Source organism: Aeromonas rivipollensis (assembly GCF_010974825.1).
GTDB classification, from domain to species: Bacteria; Pseudomonadota; Gammaproteobacteria; order Enterobacterales; family Aeromonadaceae; genus Aeromonas; species Aeromonas rivipollensis.
The window spans coordinates 134655-156332 of sequence record NZ_JAAILA010000015.1; the positions used below are offsets into that span (position 1 = coordinate 134655).

Genomic DNA, 21678 nt, shown 5'->3' on the forward strand with positions numbered 1-21678 from the left:
CCCCAGGGGACGGGTGAGCGGCTTCATGGACACTGGCCTGGTTTGCACCGGGTGCGCAAATAAAAGCAAGATCCATGCCTTGTTCCGGCGAAAGAGTGCGTGGCTCGCCGCATTTCCCGGTCCCAGCCTCTTTATTGGCGCCGCCCAAGGCCCTCTGGCGGATCATCGGGTGATCCTTCGCGCATTCCCGTCTCAAGTGTTGGCCGCTGCGACCGATAACAAGTCAGGTGTAGATACAGGAACAGGTATCCATGAACAGAATTATCACGGCGCTGGCGGTTGCGCTGGCGCTGGCCGGCTGCGGCTCGGCCGACCCCATCAACCGGGATCAAGGGGATCCCCGGCAGGCGGCCAAGGGGATGGAGCTCAACTGGCTGGTGGCCCGCATGACGGATCAGCTGATGGAGCGCAAGTCGCTCACTACCCTGAGCGAGCCCATCGCCGTCGCCTCCTTCGTCGATCTCGACACCCTGAAAGACACCAACTGGATGGGTCTGCAGATCGAGGAGAGCTTCATCTACGAGCTGAACCGGCGCGGTGAGGTAGTGGTGGACTTCAAGACCACGGGCAGCATTCAAGTGACCCCCAGTGGCGACTTCGTGATGAGCCGGAACTACCGGGATCTCTCCGCCCGCCTGCCCATCTCCCGGATCCTGACCGGCACCTTCAGCCGCAATCAGCAGGGGATCCTGGTCAATGCCCGGATCATCGATCTGCGTACCAAGATGGTGGAGACCACGGCCCAGAGCCTGATCCCGCAACAATATCTGTCCGGCGCCAGCAACTCGTTTGGCCGGGCATCGGTCAACCGGGGTTATCTGATGCGGGGCGGCCAGAGCGCATCCGGCCATCTGGTCAACCTGACCCCCTGAGGAGTAGACAGCCATGAGAATCGTGTTTGGCCTGATGATGGCCCTCTTGCTGACGGCGTGCAGCGGCAACCGGGTGGTGAACTATGACGTGGCCGAGAAGCCAGATGACTTCCCTGTGCTCAAGGCGGTGGGCTACGCGGTGATCGACATCCAGCCCGGCCCCTCCCAGTCCGAGAAGATGCTGCAGGCGATCCGGGCGTCCAAGATGGATGCCTACCGAGAGCTGGCGGAGCAGCTCAACGGCCAGCAGGTGCGCGGCCAGAGCAGCTACAAGGACCTGACCCAGACCTCCAACTCCCTGGATGTGTCTGTGGCCGGCATGGTGCGCGGTGCTCGTGTGGTGGCGACCTATCCCCGTGGCAACACCTATGCCACCGAGCTGGAGCTCGATACCCGCAACCTCTATCACCTGAACCAGCTGATGGCAGGTCAGTTCTAGCGCCAGAAGCAGGACTCCATCCTCTATCACCTGAACCAGCTGATGGCGGGTCAGTTCTAGGGCGGGTCCGAGCGGACGCCGGCATGAGCCCGGCGGTCATCACAGCACAGACAAAGGCGAGCCATGGGCTCGCCTTTTTGTTGTCCGGGGGCCGGCTCGGCTGGGGGCAAGACCAGGGGTGGCGCCCCGTCAGCGTGAGTCTGGGGCCCGGTTGGCGGCCTAAGTCGTATAATTAGAGTGAATGATGGAAGTATATCGTTCAGTTTTATCAAACGATTAGTCGGGGGGACTGGGGTGGCCGATGGCGGTAAATGTGGCTGTGGCGCCTCCCGCGGGGGTTGGGAGGCAGAAAAGAGAGAGGCGAGCCTGATGCTCGCCTCTTGCCGTTCGGGGTGGCTTAGCTGCCCATCAGTACCGGCGGCACTGCGGTCGGCTTGACGTCTTCGCTCGGGTAGCAGCCCAGCACCTTGACGTAGCGGGTGATCTTGGTCAGCTCCAGCAGGGCGGCCTGCATGGCCGGGGTCTGCAGGTTGGCGGAGACATCCAGATAGAACATCTCCTCCCAGGGGTTGCCCTGCACCGGACGGGATTCCAGCTTGGTCATGTTGATCTCGTGGCTGCGCAGCACCAGCAGCGCCTCCACCAGGGAACCCGGCTTCTGGGAGGTGGACATGATGAGGGTGGTCTTGGCCGGGATCTGGGGCGCCACGTCTATGGGCTTGCGCGCCACTACGATGAAGCGGCTGTAGTTCTCCTTCTGGTTGGCGAGCTGCTCGGCCAGCACGTCCAGGCCGTAGAGTTCACCGCCGGCGGCGCTGCCGATGGCGGCCGCATCCGGGCTCCCCAGCTCTTTGACCTTCATCATGGCGCTGGAGGAGGAGTCGCAGATCTCGTGGCGCGCCCCTTCCAGCTTGCTCAGATAGTGGGAGCACTGCTGGAACACCTGGGGGTGGGCGTAGAAGGTCTTGATGCGGCCAAGCTCGGTGGGCACTGCGGTGAGGATGCAGTGCTCTATGGGGTAGGTCAGCTCACCGACGATGGAGAGGGTGGTGTGCTGCATCACGTCATACACCTCGTTGATGGAGCCCGAGCTGGTGTTCTCTATGGGCAGCACCCCGAAGGCGGCGCGCCCCGACTCCACGGTATCCAGCACCTCGCGGAAGTTCTGGCAGTTCACCTCTATCACCTGATCCTTGTAGCGCGCCAGGTACTTGCGGGCGGCCAGGCTGGAGTAAGAGCCGCGCGGGCCCAGGTAGGCGACGCTGGTCATGGGCTCCTGCTGCTGGGGGTTGAGCAGGCTCTGCAGATAGGCCTGCTGGGAGAGCACGGAATCTTCGATGATGGTGTGGTAGATGCGGGTGATGTACTGGGCATCCAGCCCGAGGGCACGCCCCTTCTGGATCAGGGCAACCAGCAGGTCCTGTTCCCGCTGGGTGTCGCGGATGGGACGGGGATTGGCCTGCTTGGCGCGGGCAACCTCGATGCTGAGGGTCTTGCGCTTGGCCAGTAGGGCGAGCAGCTCCTGATCCAACTGGGTGATGTCTTGTCTGATCTCGTCGAGCGTAGCCATTGTGGTTCCCTATCCAAATCTTCTGTGGTGGTTGCTGCAAAAAAAAGCCTCCGCTGGGGGAGGCTCGATTCGTCTTTGCTTTCTGTTGATGCGACGACAGGGCCTTCCCTTATGAGGGCCGGATAAACGAGAAAGCAAAGAAGAATGGTGTGTGCATGATGTTGTCCTGAAGGTAACGTCATAACCATTAAGGGATTTGGCACGCCGATGCAAGTAAAACTTGCCCGGGGGCGTTGAACGGGGCAGGGTAGGTGGTCGGGATCCATGGCCAAATGAGTGCCACACCGGTCCCGTTTTTCTGGTCAATGAGAGGGGAGGCGAGAGGATGGCGATTATCTTCGATCTGGGACGGGTGGTGGTGAGCTGGGACCCGGTTGGCATAGTGCGCTCGGTGCGGGGACCGGATGGCGCCGAGGCCCTGGCGGAGCTGCTGTTCAACCACCCCGACTGGCTGGAGGTGGACAGGGGCACCCTCTCCCTGCACGCCATGGCCCGCCAGGCAGAGGATCGCACCGGTTTGCCGGCGGCACAGAACCTCGCCATCTTGCAGGCGGTGCCCGCTTCTTTATTGCCGGATCCCGCCATGGTGGCGCTTATCGAGGCGCTGCACAGTGCCGGTCACCGGCTCTACGCCCTCTCCAACATGGGCCATGCCAGCATAGACTGGCTGGAGCAGCAGGAGTTCTGGCGCTTCTTCAGCGGCAAGGTGGTGTCGGCCCGGGTGCGGATGCTCAAGCCCGAGCCCGACATCTACCGCTATCTGCTGGTGTCATTCGACCTCAAGGCTGGGGAGTGCTTCTTCATCGACGACAGCCCGGCCAATGTGGCGGCGGCCCGGGCGCTCGGCCTGCAGGGCATGGTGTTCACCGACGCCCCCGGATGCCGTCGGCAGCTGGTCGAGCAAGGATACTTGCCCGCCTGAGGGGGATGGGGCCCTTCGCCGGGCCCGGATAAAAGGGATCTGATTTGCATCTTGAGCGAATAAAGAACAACTTTGTCCCCATTCTTTAAGTGTCTATTCAGCTTTGTCATCGCAAAATAACATCCTATTCATCATCCGGAGCCGTTGTTATGGATGCCAATGTAGTCGCGCTGAATCGGGGATACGATCAGCTTTTTCAGGCCAGGGAACAGAGGCTCATCAATACCCTGGCCGGTTACGGCGAACTGCTTGTCTCCTTCTCCGGCCGACTGGAGTCCTGCTACAGCATGGATCTGTGCCGGGCCAGCGGGGTCCGCTTTCGGGCCATCACCCTGGACAACCCGACCCTCAGCCGCAAGGCGGTGGCCCGGGCCAAGCGCTATTGCAAGCACTACGGCATCGACCATCAGGTGATCAAGACCGACGAGATGATCTTCAGCGTGCACCTCGGCCACCTCGCCGAGGTGACGGATCCGGTGCGCTACCTCTGTCAGCAGCTCGAACACGATGACGGCCCCCCTATCCTGATGTCGGCCTCGGCGGAGGAGATGCGGGAGTATCTGCGGCGTTTTGACAGCGTGCCGGCCAATACCCTCTGGATCTTTGCCGAGCAGGGCATGACCAACCGGGACTTTCGCTATGGCTTCCACAAGCGCCAGCTGGCCCTGTGGGGGGCGGGGGGAGAGGCTTGCCTGAGCCAGCGCTTCTCCGATATCGAATCCCTGGACCGGCGTCACCTGCGCATGGTCGACATGGCCGAGCAGATGCTGTTCGACATGGGACTGGACGGAGCCCAGGTCTTCTTCCATACCCTGGCGGACAGGGTCACCACCCTGGCCAGGGTCAGGGTGCCCCAGCGCATGCGGGCCCTGGTGTTCGACATGCAGCCGAGCATTCAGAAGGCGCTGCAGAGCGCCCAGTTCGATCTGGTGACCCTGGACATGGTATCGGGGGAAGATCCCCAGCTGCTGGTCATCTGATCCCGGCCTGGCCCGTAACGTGAGTCGGGTCATAGGCAAGGGCAGCCCGACTCTTTATACTGCTCCCTCTGCATCCCTATCGAGTCATCTGCCCATGAAACCCTTGTCCAGACTGCTGCTTGCCCTCTGCCTCTCCCCCATGCTGGCCCAGGCCGCGCCCCTGACCCAGGTCACCCTGGCCGATGGCCGTCAGGTGCAGCTCAACGATGATTTCACCTGGGAATACCTGCTGGTCAAGCCCGCCGAGGCGAGCCCCGGCAAGACGGTGACGGCGAGCGTGGCGGCGCCGGTGCTGACCGAGCAGGCCCTGGCCAATCCCGACCTGCTCGCCCAGGCGACCCGGGACGGCATCACTGTGACCCTGAACCAGGTGGAGGGCGAGGATCCGCTGCGCCTGCAATTCATGGTGAGCAACACCGGCAGCCGCAACGTGGTGCGGGTCAACGGCAGCCTGACCCTGTTCAGCGCCGAGGGCGTGCAGCTCTCGACCCAGCCGGTGCGCTTCTGGGTCGGGGAGAACCGTCTGCCGGAATCCTATCTGCGCAAGGGCGAGCAGCGTCCGTCCCGGGCCATCGAGCTGGCCCGTCCGGCCAATCTGACCGGCAAGCCGCTGGTGCGGGTGCAGATCGACGAAGTGGAATTCCGCTAGGATGGCGGCGGGGACGGGCAGGCCCGTCCCCCATGGAGTGTTGCTCCGGTAACCGCCAGCAATATCTGCTTACATCTGACATGGTTTGGCAACAGCTTGCCGCTCGGCACCTCCCCCCTTGCCCGTCACAATGACTCCATTCCAGTTAGGTTCCGCCTAACTCAACAATCGGAGTCAACAAAATGCAAAAGCTCGCACTGTCTGTTCTGGTTCTGGCCGGCCTCTCTTCCACCTCTGTCCTGGCGCAAGATGCGTTCAGCTACGCCAAGGGTGCTGCCACCTGGGCACACACCAAGTCCGACTACGTCGGTGGCAAGGACAGCAACAACCGCGATTTCGGTGGTCTGAGCCTGGATCTCTCCAAGAGCTTCGGCTCCAACTTCTACGGCCGTTTCGGTTCCGAATACAGCTCCCGCAACAGCGGCAATGACAGCATGGCCATCTCCAATCTGGGGATGGGGGTCTTCACTCCCCTCAGCACCGGCCTGAACCTGTATGGTGAAGCGGGTCTGATGGGCTACAGCATGGAGCGCGAGCTCGCCTCCAACGTGAACGACAGCGGCTGGGACAACATCACCCGCAAGAGCAGCGGCAGCCTCTACGGTGAAGTGGGTCTGCGCTACGACATCGGCGCCGTCGAGCTCTCCACCGGCTATCGCTACGCCAACATGACCGACGACATGCACGACTTCAAGGCGGGTGCCGCCTACAAGGTGAGCCAGAACCTGGCACTCACCGCCGATTACACCTATCGCAACTGGGATCTGCAGAAAGGATCCATCACCAGCCTGGGTGTGAAATACAGCTTCTGATTTCCCTGTCTGTCGTGACCTCCATCTTGCCCATGACCCCGGTCATGGGCTTTTTTATTTTCCGGTGATCCTGTTTTCCCCCTAGTGTCGTATCGGTCCGTAATAGTTATACAACTTTCATTTCTTTGTATAACTGCTATAACTGGTTCAATGCTTATACAAGGGGCGTCATCATGTACAAGATCAAGGTCGGTATCAGTGCCTGTCTGCTGGGGCAGGAAGTGCGGTTCGACGGGGGCCACAAGCGCTCCAGTTTCTGCGAACGGGATCTTGGCGCTCACTTCGAGTATCACCCCGTCTGCCCCGAGATGGCCATCGGCCTCGGCGCCCCCCGCGCCGCCATCCGCCTGGTCAAGCGCCATGGGGAGGTGCGGGCCGAGGCGAGCAACGGCAGCTTCGACGTCACCGACAAGCTGATCGCCTTCAGTGAGCAAAAAGCCCGCCAGCTCGACTTCCTCTCCGGCTACATCCTCTGCGCCAAGTCACCCAGCTGCGGCATGGAGCGGGTGCGCATCTATGGCGCCAACAACGAGGGGAGCGCCAAGGAGGGAATTGGTCTCTTTGCCAAGGCCTTGATGGAGGCCAACCCCTTGCTGCCGGTAGAGGAGGATGGCCGCCTGTGCGACCCCATACTGCGGGAGAACTTCGTGCTGCGGGTCTTTGCCTATCACGACTGGCAGCAGCTCTGTGCCAGCGGGATCACCGCCGCCGCCCTCATTCGCTTTCATTCGCGCTACAAGTATCTGGTGCTCTCACACGCCACCACCCACTACCGCACCCTCGGCAAGCTGCTGGGCAACCTCGGCAAGGCCAACCTGCAGGAGGTGGCCGACAGCTACATCAAGGGCCTGATGGCGGCGCTGACCCTGCGGGCAAACCGCCGCAGCCACACCAATGTGCTGATGCACCTGCAGGGCTATTTCAAGCGGGTGCTGACCCCGGCCCAGAAGCAGGAGCTTGCCGACACCATAGACAAGTACCGCACCGGCATCTTCCCGCTGCTGGTACCGCTCACCCTGATCCGCCACTACCTGCGGGAATACCCCAATACCTATCTCGCGGAGCAGGTCTATCTCAATCCCCATCCCGATACGCTCAAGCTGCGCTACGGGCTTTGAATATTGGGCTGATTACGTGGGTTCAGGTCTACCCAAACCCCATCCCGATACGCTCAAGCTGCGTTACGGGCTTTGAGAATGGCCAGATCAGGTCTACCCAGACCCCATCCCGATACGCTCAAGCTGCGTTACGGGCTTTGAATTCGCTTGTTGCCCCGGCGCAGGCCCTGCGTCGGGGTGCTTCACACCTCTGTTTGATGGACGTTGTCATGTCTGATTTACCGCAAGAAGTTGCTCCTCTGCCTGACGAGGGGATCTACCCCATCCGCGAGGTCTCCCGCCTCACCGGGGTCAATGCCGTCACCCTGCGTGCCTGGCAGCGCCGCTACGGGCTGGTGCAACCGGCTCGCACCGACAAGGGGCACCGCCTCTACAGCGAGCAGGATATCCGCCAGATAGGCGAGATCCTGAGCTGGCTGGAGCGGGGAGTGAGCATAGGCCAGGTCAAGGGGCTGCTGAGCGAGCCCCAGTCCCAGCCGGTGAGCGATCACTGGCAACAGACCCTGGATCAGTTCAGTCAGGCCCTGCTCGCCTTCAACCAGCGCAAGGTAGAAGCTGAGCTTAACGATCTGCTGGCGAGCTACCCCTTCGAGCTGGTGCGCAGCCGGGTGCTGCAGCCGCTGGTGGAGCGGTTGCTGGGCCTGTGGCGCGAGCGACCGGACGGCGAACTGCTGCAACAGGTGTGGCTGGGCTGGCTTCACACCCGCTTCGCCCGCCACCTCATCGAGCAGGAGAAGGGCGTGCCGGTCACCCTGGCGAGCTGGGGCCAGGTTGGCTCGCTCGATCTGGTCTGGGCGGCCTACGAGCTGATAGGTCAGGGCTATGAGGTGCAACTGCTGGGGGCGGTGGAGCCGCGCCACGTCGCCCTGCTGGAGGGGCGGGCCGCCACCCCCTGGCGGGTGCTGCTGGGGGCCGGGCTTGGCAAGCCAGCGCTGGCCGCCGACTGGCCTGCCGGTACCCGGCTCTTTGGCGAGCTGGGGCGACTCTATGACGCTGAGTGGCTGGCCGCCCACGGCTGGCGGGCGACCCTGGCCGAGGTGATGGCGGACAAGCCTGCCGCGCGCGGCTTGAGCGGGCGCGGGAGCAAGAAATCATGAGGCTGGTCTGGTTTCGCAATGACTTGCGCCTGGCCGACAACCCGGCGCTGCGCTCTTGCTGCGGCAATGCCGGCGCCGATGAGGAACCGGTAGCAGCCCTCTTTGTCATCTCGCCGACCCAGTGGCGCCAGCACAAGATGGCCCCCATACGTCAGCGCTTCATCCTGGCCCAGGTGGATGCGTTGGGCATCGAACTGGCGGCCCTCGGCATAGAGCTTCATCTGCTGCGGGTCGAGACCTTTGCCGAGGTGCCTGCCGCGCTTGCGAGCCTCTGCCGCGAGCTCGGCGTCACCCGGCTCTACGCCAATCAGGCCATCGAGCTTGACGAACAGCGCCGGGATGGTGCCGTCACCGCAGCGCTGGCAGAGCAGGAGGTGAGTTGCCACTGGTTCAACGGCTGTTGCGTGCTGCCACCGGGGCGGGTGCTGACCGGTTCCAGGGAGATGTTCAAGGTCTTCACCCCCTTCAGTCGCGCCTGGCTCAAGGCCCTTGATGAGGATGGTTTTGTCATCCACCGCGCCCCTGCGCCCCGTGGCCAGCCGTTGCCCTGGCAGCCGCTGGCCGAGCGGGGCTTTGTCGATGAGGCGCTTGGGGAGACGACCCCGGATCCCCGTTGGCCCGTGGGGGAGGCCGAGGCCCTGCGGCGGCTGCACGCCTTCCTGGATCAGGGGGTGCTGGACTACGGCGAGACCCGGGATTTTCCGGCTATGGCGGGCACTTCCGTTCTCTCTCCCTATCTGGCGGCGGGCATCATAAGCCCCCGTCAGTGTGTGGCGGCCTTGCAGCAGCGGCTCGGCGGCCGGCCCCAGTCCAAGGCGCAGCCCGGTTTCGTCTGGCTGAACGAGCTCATCTGGCGCGAGTTCTATCGCCACCTGCTGGTGCTGGTGCCAAGCCTCTCCATGAACCGGCCCTTCAAGCCCGAGACGGCGGCCCTGCCCTGGAGCTGGGATCCGGATGCCTTCGCCGCCTGGTGCGAGGGGCGTACCGGTTACCCCATAGTCGACGCCGCCATGCGCTGCCTCAACGCCACCGGCTGGATGCACAACCGGCTGAGGATGATAGTGGCGAGCTTCCTCACCAAGGATCTGCATATCCACTGGCGGCTCGGGGAGGATTACTTCATGAGCCGGCTGATTGACGGGGATCTGGCGGCCAACAATGGCGGCTGGCAGTGGGCGGCGGGCACAGGCGCCGATGCGGCCCCCTATTTTCGGGTGTTCAACCCCACGACTCAGGGGCAACGATTTGATCCACAAGGGGACTTTATCCGTACCTGGGTATCTGAGCTTGCCGATCTGCCTGCCACCTATGTGCACCAGCCCCACGACTGGTTGCGGCTCAAGGGGCGGCAGTGTTACCCGGCGCCCATGGTGGATCATGCCGTTGCACGGGTGAGGGCCATCGAGATGTTCCGTGACCTGGAGAAGAAATAACATGAACGACGCGCTGGCCCATTTCATCGTCCTCTATCTGCAACTGGACAAGCATCAGTTGCACCGCCTGCCGGAGATCTATGCCGATCAGGTGGTGTTTATCGATCCGGCCCACCGCATCGAGGGGCTGGCCGCGCTTACCCGCTATTTCTCCTCCCTCTACGGGCGGCTCAAGGAGTGCCGTTTCGAGATCACCAGCCGGCAGCAGCAGGGCAATGAGGCCTGGCTCAGCTGGGTCATGATCTTCGCCCATCCCAGGATCGCTGGCGGGCGACCCGTGCGGGTGGAAGGGGCTACCCGGCTGCAGTTCGATGCCTGGGGCAAGGTCTGCCTGCACCGGGACTACTTCGATCTCGGCGCCATGCTCTACGAGCAGTTGCCGCTGCTCGGGCCCGTGGTGCGCGCCATCAAGGGGAGGCTGGGAGCATGAGCGGACGTGTGCTGATCACCGGGGCCACCTCCGGCATAGGTCGCCAGCTGGCACTCGATTATCTGCGCGCTGGCTGGCAGGTGTGGGGCTGTGGCCGCGACGGCGAGCGGTTGCAGGCATTGGCGCATGAGGGGATCACCCCACTGCAGTTCGATGCACGGGACAGCGCCGCCATGGCAGAGGTTGCCGCCGGCCTGCCCACGCTGGATCTGCTGATCCTCAACGCCGGCAACTGCGAGTACATGGATGTAGCCGAGGGATTTGATAGCGCGCTGTTTGCCCGGGTGATAGAGACCAACCTGGTCGCCACCGGTCACACCCTGGCCGCCTTCCTGCCGCGGTTGGCGTCCGGGTCACGGCTCGCCATCGTCAGTTCCTCTGTCAGTTGGCTACCCCTGCCAAGGGCCGAGGCCTATGGCGCCTCCAAGGCCGCCCTCGACTATCTGGCCGCCACCCTGCGTCTGGATCTCGCGGCTCTGGGCATAGGGGTAACCCTGATCCGCCCGGGCTTCGTGCAGACGCCACTCACCGCGAAGAATGATTTTCCCATGCCCTGTCTGGTGACGGTGGAGGAGGCTTCCCGCGCCATCATGGGCGGGCTGGCCGCCGGTCGTCACCAGATCCACTTCCCCCGTCGCTTCATCTGGCTGCTGCGCCTGCTGGGGGCATTGCCGACCGGGCTCTGGCTGCGGCTGGGGCGCACTCTCATCTCGAAAGGATCCCCTTCATGAAGAAAAAGATTGCCATCATAGGTTCCGGGATCTCGGGTCTCAGCGCAGGTTTTCTGCTCCACAAGCTGCACGACATCACCTTGTTCGAGGCGGCCCCCCTGCTCGGCGGTCATACCGCCACAGTGGATGTCAGCCTGGCCGGTCGCAGCTATGCCATCGACACCGGCTTTATCGTCTTCAACGATCGCACCTACCCGAATTTCCTGAAATTGCTGGAGCGGATCGGGGTGGCGCGTCAGCCCACCGAAATGAGCTTCTCGGTCAAGAGCCCCCAGGGGCTGGAGTACAACGGCCACAACCTGGATACCCTGTTTGCCCAGCGCAGCAACCTGTTGAGCCCGCGCTTTTACCGCTTCGTCGCGGAGATACTGCGCTTCAACCGGGAGGCCCGCGCCTGGCTGGCGGAGCTTGGGCGCCACGGCGGTGGCAGCGAACCTACCCTGGGGGATTTCCTGCAACTGGGGGAGTTCAGCGACTACTTCGCCCGTCACTACATACTGCCCATGGGGGCGGCCATCTGGTCCTCCACCCTGGCGGACATGCGCGCCTTTCCGCTGGGCTTCTTCCTGCGTTTCTTTGCCAACCACGGCCTGCTCGATGTGGCCAACCGCCCCCAGTGGTACGTCATTCCGGGAGGCTCGCGGGAATACATAGGCCCGCTCACCGCAGGCTGGCTGCCGCGGATCCGGCTGGCCTGCCCGGTGCAGGGGATAAGGCGCACGGCCGAGGGGGTACAGGTCCTAAGCGGCTACGGGGAGGAGCAGTTTGACGAGGTGATCCTCGCCTGTCACAGCGATCAGGCACTGGCCCTGCTGACGGATGCGAGCGAAGGGGAGCAGGCCATTCTCGGGGACATGGCCTATCAGGCCAACGACGTCTGGTTGCACACCGATGTGAGCTGCCTGCCTGCGCGGCCAAAGGCCTGGGCCAGCTGGAACTATCTGCTTGGGGATGACGACGAGGCGCGCCCCCTGGTGAGCTACAACATGAACATCCTGCAGGGGATAAGCTCGCCGCAACCCTTCTGCGTCAGCCTCAATCCCAAGGGCCGGGTGGACGAGAGCAAGGTGCTGCGCCGCTTCGTCTATCATCATCCGGTCTTCAATCAGGCCTCCATCGCCGCCCAGCAGCGGCGGGCCGAGATCTGCGGCCGGCAGCACACCCATTTCTGCGGCGCTTACTGGTACAACGGCTTTCACGAGGACGGGGTGCGCAGCGCCCTGGACGTGGCCAGTCGCTTCGGAGCCAGCCTGTGAAGGCCGCCGGCGACACCATGGACACCATCAGCGCCATCTGGCAGGGCTCGGTGCGCCACCGTCGCTTCGCGCCGCGTAGCCACGCCTTCTCTTACGGCCTCTTCATGCTGGGGCTGGATCTGGACGAACTGCCTGGGCTCAGCCAGGGGCGCTGGTTTGGTGTGGAGCGGGTGGGGCTGCTCTCCTTTCGTCGAAGCGACTATCTGAGTGGCAGCGAAGGGCCCCTCAAGCAGGCGGTGTGGGACAAGGTGACCGCCCTTGGCGGCAGTGCCGAGCCGGGCGGTCGGGTGCTGCTGCTCGGCAACGTGCGCTGCCTGGGCTTCTACTTCAGCCCGGTCAACTTCTACTTCTGCTACCGGCAGGGGGAGGCGCGCTATCTGCTGGCGGAGGTGTCGAACACCCCCTGGAACGAGCGCCACTACTACCTGCTGGATCTGGCGGCCCTGGCGCCCCATGACAAGGACTTTCACGTCTCCCCCTTCATGGGGCTGGCCATGCGCTACCACTGGCGCATCCGGGCGCCGGCGCAGGAGACGCTGATCCATATCGAGAGTCATCCCAGATCAGGCGAGGCCAAGCTGTTCGACGCCACCCTGGCGCTGCGCCGCGAGCCGCTGTCGCGCCAGGGGCTGGCGGCCCTGCTGGCCCGCTGGCCCTGGATGACCCTCAAGGTGCTGCTCGGTATCTACTGGCAGGCCCTGCGTCTTTTTATCAAACGAACACCTATATTCACCCATCCGGAGAGCCGCTAATGGAACTTGCTCAATCAACCCTCTCTGCCTCCTTCATCGACAAGGGGGCCAGGCAACTGCTGCTCAGTCTGCTGGGACGCCTCGAACAGGGGCAACTGCTGCTGCGGGACGGCAACGAGCGCCACAGCTTCGGGGTGGCGGGCACAGATCTCCATGCCGAGGTGATAGTGCAGGATCCGGCCTTCTATCGCCGCCTGTTGCTGGGGGGCAGCATTGCCGCCGGTGAGACCTGGGTGGAGGGACTCTGGACCAGCCCGGATCCGGTGGCCCTGGTGCGGCTGCTGGCCCGCAACCTGACCCTGCTCGACACCCTGGAGCGGCGCCTCGGCTGGCTCAGCTTCCCCTTCAACAAGGTGCGCCACTGGCTCAATCGCAATACCCTGACCGGCTCGCGCTCCAACATCGCCGCTCACTATGATCTCGGCAATACCCTCTATCAGGGTTTTCTCGACAGCCACATGCAGTATTCGAGCGCCATCTACCCGAGCGCCGAGGCCACCCTGGAGCAGGGGCAGCAGGCCAAGCTGCGCACCATCTGCGAGCGGCTCGAGCTGGGACCTGAGGATCACCTGCTGGAGATAGGCACCGGCTGGGGTGGCCTGGCTGTCTATGCCGCCCGCCACTACGGCTGCCGGGTGACCACCACCACCATCTCCCAGGCCCAGCATGACTACGCAAAAGAGTGGATTGCCCGGGAGGGGCTGGAGGATCGCATCACCCTGCTGCTGGAGGATTATCGCAAGCTGGAGGGGAGCTTCGACAAGCTGGTCTCCATCGAGATGATAGAGGCGGTGGGGCACGCCTTCCTGCCGGACTACTTCCGCCAGCTGTCGCGCCTGCTCAGACCCGGCGGCCGCCTGCTCATTCAGGCCATCACCATAGCCGATCAGCGCCACGCCCAGTATGTGCGCGGTGTCGACTTCATCCAGCGCTACATCTTCCCCGGCGGCTGTCTGCCGAGCGTCTCCCAGATGGCGGGGCTGCTCGCCCGGGAGACCGACATGCAGCTGGTGCGGCTGCACGATCACGGCCACCACTACGCCCGCACCCTGGCCCACTGGTGCGAGCGCTTTCTGGCGCTGGCCCCGGAGTTGCCAAGGCTCGGCTACAGCCAGGACTTCATCCGGCTGTGGCACTTCTATTTCGCCTACTGCGAGGGGGGCTTCTGGGAGCGGGCCATCAGCCTGGTGCAGCTGGAGGCGGCCAAGCCGGGCCCGCTCGGCTGGTCCGGTGATCTGCCAGTGAGCAGTCACTGACCATGTGGCAGTGGGCCCACCTGCTGGGGTTCAACCTCTACTGGTTGCTGGCGGTGAAATGGCAGCAACCAGGCCCGCTGCTGCTGATGTTGTTGCTCCACTTCCTCTTCTCTCCTCGTCGCCGGCAAGACTGGCGGCTCATTCCCGTTGCCCTGGCAGGTTGTCTGCTCGACATCCTGCTCTGGGGGCTCGGTCTGTTCCAGTTTCCGTCCGGCTTCCCCCTCTGGCTGTTGCTGCTCTGGTGCGGTTTTGCCCTGACCCTCTCCCACGGTCTGCGCTGGCTTAGGCCCTTGCCCCGCTGGCAGCAGGCGCTCTTTGGCATGGTGGGGGGCGCCAGCTCCTATGTGGCGGGGGCTGCCATGGGGGCCGTACACTTACCCTGGGGCATCTGGATCAGCACGGCGCTGCTGGCGGTGATCTGGATGTGGTGGTTACCCGTACTGCTGTGGGTAACGGTGACGCTGGAGGGTGAGCCGAGATGAACACCTTTTCGACCGACGCCTTGTTGTTTTCCAAATGGACCAAGGAGAGCCAGTACGAGCTGGCCGACCGCTTCTACCTGGTGGTGGCGTGCCAGCGGGATGCGCGAGGTCAACTGGCGAGCGTGGTGATGCAGGATATCAATACCCTGCAGGAACAGGAGATGGACTGGCATGAACTGGAAGATCCCGCCCATTGGCACATGGGGTGGAACTAGCACCTTGCTGGCGGCGCTGACGCTGCTTGTGGCCACTGCCGTGCAGGGCTCTGCCGCCCCCTGGCAACAGCTGCGCCCGGTCGGGCAGGGGGAGATGAATTGGCTCTGGTTCAAGCTCTATGACGCCACCCTCTACAGCGAGAGCGGCCGCTACGAGCTTGGCCGCTATCCGCAGGCCCTCACCCTGACCTATGCCAGAGCCATAGAACGGGAAGATCTGCTGAGCGCCACCGCCGCCGAATGGCAGCGACTCGGGCTCGGCAGCGAGACGGATCGCCAGCGCTGGCTCGGCCGGCTCGCCGCCCTCTGGCCCGATGTCGGGGCGGGGGACAGACTCACCTTCTATGTGGACAGCGCGGGAGCAGGTCACTTCTGGTGGCAGGACAAGCCCCTGGGTTCCCTTGCCGATCCGCAGTTTTCCGCTGCCTTTCTGGCCATCTGGCTCGCCGACAACAGTCGCGATCCCGCCCTTACCCGCCGCCTGCGCGGCCAACCCTGACACTGGAGTCCCTCATGCCTCTCTACCGCACATGGCGCATGTTGCTGCTGTGGCCACTTCTGCTGCTGGCTGGTTGTGGCACCAGCCTCGATGACTACAGAGGGCAGGGCCCGAACTGGGATCTCGCCCATTTCTTCAATGGCAAGCTGGTGGCCCATGGCCTGGTGATAGACCGTAGCGGCGAAGTGACCAGTCGCTTTCGGGTCGAGATGCAGGGGCGCTGGCGAGAGGGTAAGGGGGAGCTGTTCGAGCAGTTCTATTTCGATGATGGTCGAAAGCAGACCCGCACCTGGTTTTTGAGCAAGGGGGCGGATGGGCACTGGCGTGGCACCGCCTCGGACGTGGTGGGGGAAGCGGTGGGCAAGACGGCAGGCTTTGCCCTGAACTGGCGCTATCAACTCGATCTGGCCCTGCCGGACGGGGAGGTGGTGCGGGTGAGCTTCGATGACTGGATGTATCTGCTGGATCAAGATCGCCTGATCAATCGCGCCGAGATCAGCAAGTTCGGCATTCATCTGGGGGAGGTGATCCTCTATATAGAGCGGATTGAGCGATGAAAGCTGGTATTTTTCCCGCTGACGATAGCCAGTCGCTATCAATGGGCAAGGTATAAGCAATTGTCCTTTGAGTCTGTGCGGGGATATGCTGACTCAGTTCCCAATAATGTTTACCACCTGGAGGTGAATGATGAAGAGCCCCATTGGTCTTGATACCGTTCAATCACAAGCCCTGGCCGCCGAGCTGAACAACTTGCTGGCCAGCTACCAGATCCTCTACATGAACGTCCGTGGTTTCCACTGGAACATCCGCGGCAACCAGTTCTTCGAGCTGCACCTGAAATTCGAAGAGATCTACAACGATCTGCTGCTGAAAGTCGATGCCCTGGCCGAGCGCATCCTCACCCTGGATGGGGTGCCCCTGCACAGCTTCAGCGACTACATCAAGGTCTCCGCCATCCCGGAGCAGAAGGGGTTGCACGACGGCCGCGCCTGTGTCGAATCCCTGCTGGAGAGCTTCCGCGAGTTGCTGGTAGCCCAGCGCCGCATCCTGGCGCAGGCTGCCGAAGCCGGTGACGAGGGCACCGCCTCCATCCTTTCCGACTATGTGCAGCAGCAGGAAAAGCTGGTCTGGATGTTGCGGGCCTACCTGGACTGATGACATGCAGGGCCGGATGCCACGAGTGGCGCCGGCCCGACCGCTCCCTTATCCCTTGTTGCTGCAATCCTGAATTGTCTTTGATGTTATCCACCCGCTTGCCGCCCTGTCTGGGCGGCTTTTTTGTTTTTGATCTGCATCAATGAAAGCTTAATTGGCAAATTGAATGCCTATTAAGTTTTTCGCGAGGGGAATAGAATCGCCACAAAACAAGTAACTGAAATGTCCAATTAGGAGAGGCATGATGTTTTGTGTGCAATGTGAACAGACAATTCGTACCCCCGCAGGCAACGGCTGCGCTTACGCACAGGGCATGTGCGGCAAGACGGCCGAGACCTCGGATCTGCAGGATGTGCTGATCTATGCGCTGCAGGGCCTCAGCGCCTGGGCGCTGGCCGCCCGCGAGCACGGCGTCATCGACAACGAGATCGATGCCTTCGTGCCCAAGGCCTTCTTCGCCACCCTCACCAACGTCAACTTCGACTCCGCCCGCATCGTCGGCTATGTGAACCAGGCGCTGGCTCATCGTCAGCAACTGGCCGGCCGTCTGGCCGCGCTGGCGGTGCAGGTTACCGGTTTGCCCGAGGCCGCCGGCTTCGAGCCGGGTGCTGAGCTGCTGGAACAGCTGGCCCATGCGCCCCAGACCGCGGTCAACCGCGGCAAGAGCGAGGTGCACGAAGACATCATGGGGCTGCGTCTGCTCTGCCTCTATGGCCTCAAGGGCGCCGCCGCCTACATGGAGCACGCCCGGGTGCTGGGTCAGCAAGACAGCGCCGTGGCGGCCGAATTCCATCGCATCATGAGCTGGCTCAGCACCGATCCGAGCGAGCTGGATCCCCTGTTCAAATGTGCCATGGAGATCGGCCTGCTCAACTTCAAAATCATGGAGATGCTGGATCTGGGCGAGACCAGCGCCTTCGGCCACCCGGAACCGACCCAGGTTCGCGTCACCCCGGTGCCGGGCAAGTGCATCCTGGTCTCAGGCCACGACATGGTGGATCTCAAGCTGATCCTGGAGCAGACCATGGGCACCGGCATCAATGTCTACACCCACGGCGAGATGCTGCCGGCGCTGGCCTATCCCTTCTTCAAGCAGTACCCCCATCTGGTGGGCAACTACGGTTCCGCCTGGCAGAACCAGCAGAAGGAGTTTGCCAACTTCCCCGGCGCCGTGGTGATGACCTCCAACTGCATCATAGATCCCAGCGTGGGCGACTACAGCGATCGCATCTTCACCCGCTCCATCGTCGGCTGGCCGGGCGTGACCCATCTGGAAGGGGAGGACTTCTCCGCCGTGGTGGCCAAGGCACTGGCGCTGGAAGGTTTCAAGCACACCGAGCTCGAGCACTTCATCACCATAGGCTTTGCCCGCAACGCCCTGATGCAGGCCGCCCCCGCGGTGATCGACAAGGTCAAGGCCGGCGAGATCAGCCACTTCTTCCTGGTGGGCGGTTGTGACGGCGACAAGGCCGAGCGCGCCTACTTTACCGAGTTTGCCAAGGCCGCCCCCCAAGACAGCCTGCTGCTCACCCTGGGCTGCGGCAAGTACAAGTTCAACAAGCTCGATTTCGGCGACATCGGCGGCATTCCCCGTCTGCTGGACGTGGGTCAGTGCAACGACGCCTACTCCGCCATCCAGCTCGCCCTGGCGCTCTCCGAGGCGTTCGAGTGCGGCGTCAACGATCTGCCGCTGACCCTGGTGCTCTCCTGGTTCGAGCAAAAAGCCATCGTCATTTTGCTCACCCTGCTGGCACTCGGGGTGAAAGACATTCGCACCGGCCCGACCGCCCCGGCCTTCCTCACCCCGGCCCTGCTCAAGGTGCTGGAGGAGCAGTTCGGTCTCAAGGGAACCACCACGGCCGAAGCAGATCTGGCCGAGATACTGGCGGCCTGATCAAGGTGCTGGAGACATAGTCCGGTCTCAAGGGAACCACTACGGCCGAAGCGGATCTGGCCGAGATACTGGCGGCCTGATCCGGGCGCGGCCCACCATGTTGTAAGCCTTTGGCGAGCCCCCGGCTCGCCTTTTTTCACTGAGATGCCTTTTATAAAAGAGGAGCCTTGCGATGACCTCCACCTCTCTTTCCCTGCGCTGCATTGGCCGTCGTGCGGATACCCACGACGTGACCAGCTGGCAGTTTGTCGCCACCGAGGGCACGCTGCCCCCCGTGCTGGCCGGCCAGTGCATGACCCTGCACACAGAGATAGACGGCCAGCCCCTGTGCCGCGCCTACACCCTCTCCTCCAGCCCGCAGGATGACTGCTGGCAGGTCACCATCAAGGACGTGGGACTTGTCTCCCACCATCTGCACCAGAGCCTGCAGGTGGGGGACGAGATCCGGGCCGACGGCCCCTTCGGCGACTTCAATCTGACCGCGTTGCCTTGCGAGCGGCCGCTGCTGCTGAGCGCCGGCTCCGGCATCACCCCCATGTGGGCCATGCTGCGCGACGAGCTGGCCAAACGGCCCGATGCGGATATCCGCTTTATCCACAGCGCCCGCTCGCCCCAGGACGTGATCTTCGCGGATGAATTGGCCGCGCTGGCCGAGGCTCATGCCGGGCTGCGCCATGCCCTAGTAGTGGAGAGAGTGCCGGAGAGAGTGCTGGAAGAGGCCCCGGCGGCTCATCCCTGGGTGGGGCGTCTCACACCCTCCATGCTGAAGGAACTGGCGCCGGACTTGCTCGGCCGCCACGTCTACCTGTGCGGGCCCGCCCCCTATATGGCGGCGGTGAGCACCATGCTGGCAGAGCTGGGGCTACCGGCGGCGCAGCTGCATCAGGAGTCGTTCGGTCTGCCTGAGGCAGCGCCAGTTGCCGCCGGGGGTGACCATTTCTGGCTGACCCTCAAAAAGAGCGGCAAGAAGGTGAAGATACTGCCGGGTCAGACCCTGCTGGCCGCGCTGGAGGGAGCGGGGGAGACCATGATGGCCGCCTGCCGCGCCGGGGTGTGCGGGGCCTGCCGCTGCACCACGACCGGCGAGATCGAGCGCCAGAGCGTGGTGACTCTCAGCCCGCAGGATCTGGAGAGCGGCGTCGCACTGGCCTGCTCCTGCACCGCCAGGGGGGATGTCGGCCTCGACTACTGAGGGCGTCATAGGTATCCCGAGCTTTTCCCGCGCGGGCAGGGCGGGTAGACTCAGCTCCAGTTTCCTCAAAGCACGGGATAAAAAATGACAATTCTGGTCACGGGTGGTGCCGGTTATATCGGCTCCCACACCTTGGTTGAGCTGCTGGGCGCCGGCCAGCAGGTGGTGGTACTGGACAATCTCTCCAACTCCTCCCCCGAATCCCTCAGGCGGGTCGAGCGGATCACCGGCAAGGCGGTCACCTTCGTCGAGGGCGACATCCTGGACAGGGACTGCCTGCAACGGCTGTTCGCCGCCCACAAGATCGAGTCTGTGATCCACTTCGCCGGCCTCAAGGCGGTGGGGGAGTCCAGCCAGATCCCGCTCACCTACTACCAGAACAACGTGACCGGCACCCTGGTGCTGTGCGAGGAGATGGCCAAGGCCGGCGTGTTCCGCCTGGTGTTCAGCTCCTCGGCCACCGTCTATGGCGATCCCGCCTCTGTGCCCCTGCGGGAGGATTTCCCCACCAGCGCCACCAACCCCTACGGCCGCTCCAAGCTGATGGTGGAGGAGATACTGCGGGATCTCTCCCAATCCGATCCCCGCTGGGCCATAGTGCTGCTGCGCTACTTCAACCCGGTCGGTGCCCACGAGAGCGGCCTCATCGGCGAAGATCCCAACGGCATTCCCAACAATCTGCTGCCTTACATCAGCCAGGTCGGTGTCGGCAAGCTCAAGGAGCTGGGGGTCTTTGGCAACGACTACCCGACGCCGGACGGCACCGGGGTGCGCGACTACATCCACGTGGTGGATCTCGCCATAGGTCACCTCAAGGCGCTGGCCCGCATCGGGAGCGACACCGGGGTCTTCACCTACAACCTGGGCACAGGTCAGGGTTACTCCGTGCTGGAGATGGTCAAGGCGTTCGAAACCGCAAGTGGTCGCCCCATTCCCTACCAGATCAAGCCCCGTCGCCCCGGCGACATCGCCGAATGCTGGGCCGAGCCTACTCTGGCCCGGGACGAGCTGGGCTGGCAGGCGGAGCGCGGGCTCGAGCAGATGATGGTGGACACCTGGCGCTGGCAAAGCAACAACCCCAACGGCTATCAGGCCTGAGGGACTGGAGCCTGAATGGCAAAACGCCCCGGCATCTCGATGCCGGGGCGTTTTTTTTTACGAGCGAAGAGCGGGTTACTGAATGCTCTTGCCGGCTCGCACGTCCTTGATGAAGCCTTTCAGGCTCGCCAGATCGCGGGGGGCACCGCGCAGGATCTGATCGCCGATGATGAAGGCCGGGGTGCCGGAGATGCTCATGGCCTCGGCCAGGGCACGGTTGGTACCCAGGTTCTGATCTATGCTGCCGTCCTTGATCTTCGCCTCGACCTTGCTCCAGTTGACGCCAGCCGCCTCCGCAAGCTGCTTCACCTGGGCCTCGTCGGAGAGCGGGCCCTGATGGGCATAGAGCTTGTCGTGGAAGGCCTGGTACTTGTCGGGCTGGCCAAGCTTCACCGCCAGCGCCGCGCGGGCGGCATAGTAGGAGGTCTCGCTCAGTATGGGGAACTGCTTGTAGATGTAGCGGATGTCCTTGTCTTCAGCGAGCAGTTGCTGGATGAGGGGGTGGGCCCGCTTGCAGTAGCCGCAGTTGTAGTCGAAGAACTCCACCACGGTCAGGCTGCCCTTGGGGTTGCCGGTCTCGGGATCCTGGTTGGCGAAGAGCTGCTTGGCATGGGCCTCGATCAGCGTCTTGTCGTTCTCGGCCTGCTGGCTCTCCTGCTTGGCGCGCAGGGCATTGGACATCTCGACCAGTATTTCCGGATTCTTGACCAGATAGTCGCGCACGATCTGCTCGACGTCGCTCTTGGTCAGCTCGCTCGCCTGCACCGGCGCCGCAAGCAGGGTCGCGCCGGTCAGGGCGGCGAACAGGGCATGTTTGATTCTCATA

General features: G+C 63.3%; 24 protein-coding genes and 1 other annotated feature. Of the genes, 22 read left to right on the forward strand and 2 right to left on the reverse strand.

Annotated features, from left to right (window positions below):
* Positions 1-251 precede the first annotated feature (251 nt).
* Both G4923_RS11910 and G4923_RS11915 read left to right on the forward strand, forming a co-directional pair.
* Positions 252-872 (forward strand): FlgO family outer membrane protein, encoded by a 621-nt coding sequence (locus G4923_RS11910; protein ID WP_106886012.1) that lies wholly within the window; start codon positions 252-254, stop codon positions 870-872.
* Positions 873-885: 13 nt separating this feature from the next.
* A complete protein-coding gene (locus tag G4923_RS11915; protein ID WP_163137166.1) occupies positions 886-1311 on the forward strand; it encodes an LPP20 family lipoprotein in 426 nt (141 codons plus the stop codon).
* Positions 1312-1708: 397 nt separating this feature from the next.
* On the opposite strand, the gene pheA is transcribed toward G4923_RS11915, so the two are convergent.
* Complete coding sequence (pheA, locus tag G4923_RS11920) at positions 1709-2881, reverse strand: prephenate dehydratase (RefSeq protein WP_111909878.1); 1173 nt, start codon at positions 2879-2881, stop codon at positions 1709-1711.
* Between the two features lie 38 nt (positions 2882-2919).
* Positions 2920-3042, reverse strand: a sequence feature (Phe leader region).
* Positions 3043-3206: 164 nt separating this feature from the next.
* On the opposite strand from pheA, the gene G4923_RS11925 reads away from it, so the two are divergent.
* The 20 genes from G4923_RS11925 (at position 3207) to galE (ending at position 20852) form a co-directional block, all read left to right on the forward strand.
* A complete protein-coding gene (locus tag G4923_RS11925) occupies positions 3207-3803 on the forward strand; it encodes an HAD family hydrolase (protein ID WP_163137167.1) in 597 nt (198 codons plus the stop codon).
* Between the two features lie 149 nt (positions 3804-3952).
* Entirely contained in the window at positions 3953-4783 is an 831-nt protein-coding gene (locus tag G4923_RS11930; protein WP_163137168.1) for an adenine nucleotide alpha hydrolase family protein, read from the forward strand.
* A gap of 94 nt (positions 4784-4877) precedes the next feature.
* Entirely contained in the window at positions 4878-5432 is a 555-nt protein-coding gene (locus tag G4923_RS11935; protein WP_106886017.1) for a DUF3157 family protein, read from the forward strand.
* 182 nt (positions 5433-5614) lie between these two features.
* Positions 5615-6244, forward strand: a complete 630-nt coding sequence (locus G4923_RS11940) for an autotransporter (RefSeq protein ID WP_106886018.1) — start codon at positions 5615-5617, stop codon at positions 6242-6244.
* A 173-nt stretch (positions 6245-6417) separates the two neighbouring features.
* Positions 6418-7362 (forward strand): YbgA family protein, encoded by a 945-nt coding sequence (locus tag G4923_RS11945; protein WP_106886019.1) that lies wholly within the window; start codon positions 6418-6420, stop codon positions 7360-7362.
* Between the two features lie 209 nt (positions 7363-7571).
* The gene (locus G4923_RS11950; protein ID WP_163137169.1) at positions 7572-8459 is read left to right on the forward strand and encodes a MerR family transcriptional regulator; all 888 of its coding nucleotides are present in this window, start codon (positions 7572-7574) and stop codon (positions 8457-8459) included.
* Entirely contained in the window at positions 8456-9892 is a 1437-nt protein-coding gene (gene phrB / locus G4923_RS11955; RefSeq protein WP_163137170.1) for a deoxyribodipyrimidine photo-lyase, read from the forward strand. The genes G4923_RS11950 and phrB overlap by 4 nt, the downstream gene beginning before the upstream one ends.
* Before the next feature lies 1 nt (position 9893).
* Entirely contained in the window at positions 9894-10322 is a 429-nt protein-coding gene (locus G4923_RS11960; protein WP_106886022.1) for a nuclear transport factor 2 family protein, read from the forward strand.
* Complete coding sequence (locus G4923_RS11965; protein WP_163137171.1) at positions 10319-11053, forward strand: SDR family NAD(P)-dependent oxidoreductase; 735 nt, start codon at positions 10319-10321, stop codon at positions 11051-11053. The genes G4923_RS11960 and G4923_RS11965 overlap by 4 nt, the downstream gene beginning before the upstream one ends.
* On the forward strand, positions 11050-12309 hold the full coding sequence (locus G4923_RS11970) for an NAD(P)/FAD-dependent oxidoreductase (protein ID WP_106886024.1): 1260 nt from the start codon (positions 11050-11052) through the stop codon (positions 12307-12309). The genes G4923_RS11965 and G4923_RS11970 overlap by 4 nt, the downstream gene beginning before the upstream one ends.
* 17 nt (positions 12310-12326) lie before the next feature.
* Positions 12327-13061 carry a DUF1365 domain-containing protein gene (locus G4923_RS11975; RefSeq protein ID WP_163137202.1) on the forward strand — a complete coding sequence of 245 codons (735 nt, stop codon included), beginning with the start codon at positions 12327-12329 and terminating at the stop codon, positions 13059-13061.
* Positions 13061-14317 (forward strand): SAM-dependent methyltransferase, encoded by a 1257-nt coding sequence (locus G4923_RS11980; RefSeq protein WP_163137172.1) that lies wholly within the window; start codon positions 13061-13063, stop codon positions 14315-14317. The genes G4923_RS11975 and G4923_RS11980 overlap by 1 nt, the downstream gene beginning before the upstream one ends.
* 2 nt (positions 14318-14319) lie before the next feature.
* Positions 14320-14799, forward strand: a complete 480-nt coding sequence (locus G4923_RS11985; RefSeq protein WP_139745398.1) for a DUF2878 domain-containing protein — start codon at positions 14320-14322, stop codon at positions 14797-14799.
* Positions 14796-15014: a TIGR02450 family Trp-rich protein gene (locus G4923_RS11990; protein ID WP_025327995.1), complete on the forward strand. Its 219-nt coding sequence runs from the start codon at positions 14796-14798 to the stop codon at positions 15012-15014. The genes G4923_RS11985 and G4923_RS11990 overlap by 4 nt, the downstream gene beginning before the upstream one ends.
* Entirely contained in the window at positions 14971-15513 is a 543-nt protein-coding gene (locus G4923_RS11995) for a chalcone isomerase family protein (RefSeq protein WP_163137173.1), read from the forward strand. Before G4923_RS11990 ends, G4923_RS11995 begins: the two co-directional genes overlap by 44 nt.
* Positions 15514-15527: 14 nt before the next feature.
* On the forward strand, positions 15528-16070 hold the full coding sequence (locus tag G4923_RS12000) for a DUF3833 domain-containing protein (protein WP_163137174.1): 543 nt from the start codon (positions 15528-15530) through the stop codon (positions 16068-16070).
* 130 nt (positions 16071-16200) lie between these two features.
* The gene (locus G4923_RS12005; protein ID WP_106886029.1) at positions 16201-16668 is read left to right on the forward strand and encodes a Dps family protein; all 468 of its coding nucleotides are present in this window, start codon (positions 16201-16203) and stop codon (positions 16666-16668) included.
* A gap of 244 nt (positions 16669-16912) precedes the next feature.
* Positions 16913-18562 carry a hydroxylamine reductase gene (gene hcp, locus G4923_RS12010; protein WP_163137175.1) on the forward strand — a complete coding sequence of 550 codons (1650 nt, stop codon included), beginning with the start codon at positions 16913-16915 and terminating at the stop codon, positions 18560-18562.
* Between the two features lie 172 nt (positions 18563-18734).
* Positions 18735-19754: an FAD-binding oxidoreductase gene (locus G4923_RS12015; protein ID WP_163137176.1), complete on the forward strand. Its 1020-nt coding sequence runs from the start codon at positions 18735-18737 to the stop codon at positions 19752-19754.
* An 84-nt stretch (positions 19755-19838) separates the two neighbouring features.
* A complete protein-coding gene (gene galE / locus G4923_RS12020; RefSeq protein WP_163137177.1) occupies positions 19839-20852 on the forward strand; it encodes a UDP-glucose 4-epimerase GalE in 1014 nt (337 codons plus the stop codon).
* A 75-nt stretch (positions 20853-20927) separates the two neighbouring features.
* On the opposite strand, the gene G4923_RS12025 is transcribed toward galE, so the two are convergent.
* Complete coding sequence (locus tag G4923_RS12025; protein ID WP_106886032.1) at positions 20928-21677, reverse strand: DsbA family protein; 750 nt, start codon at positions 21675-21677, stop codon at positions 20928-20930.
* Between the last annotated feature and the right edge of the window lies 1 nt (position 21678).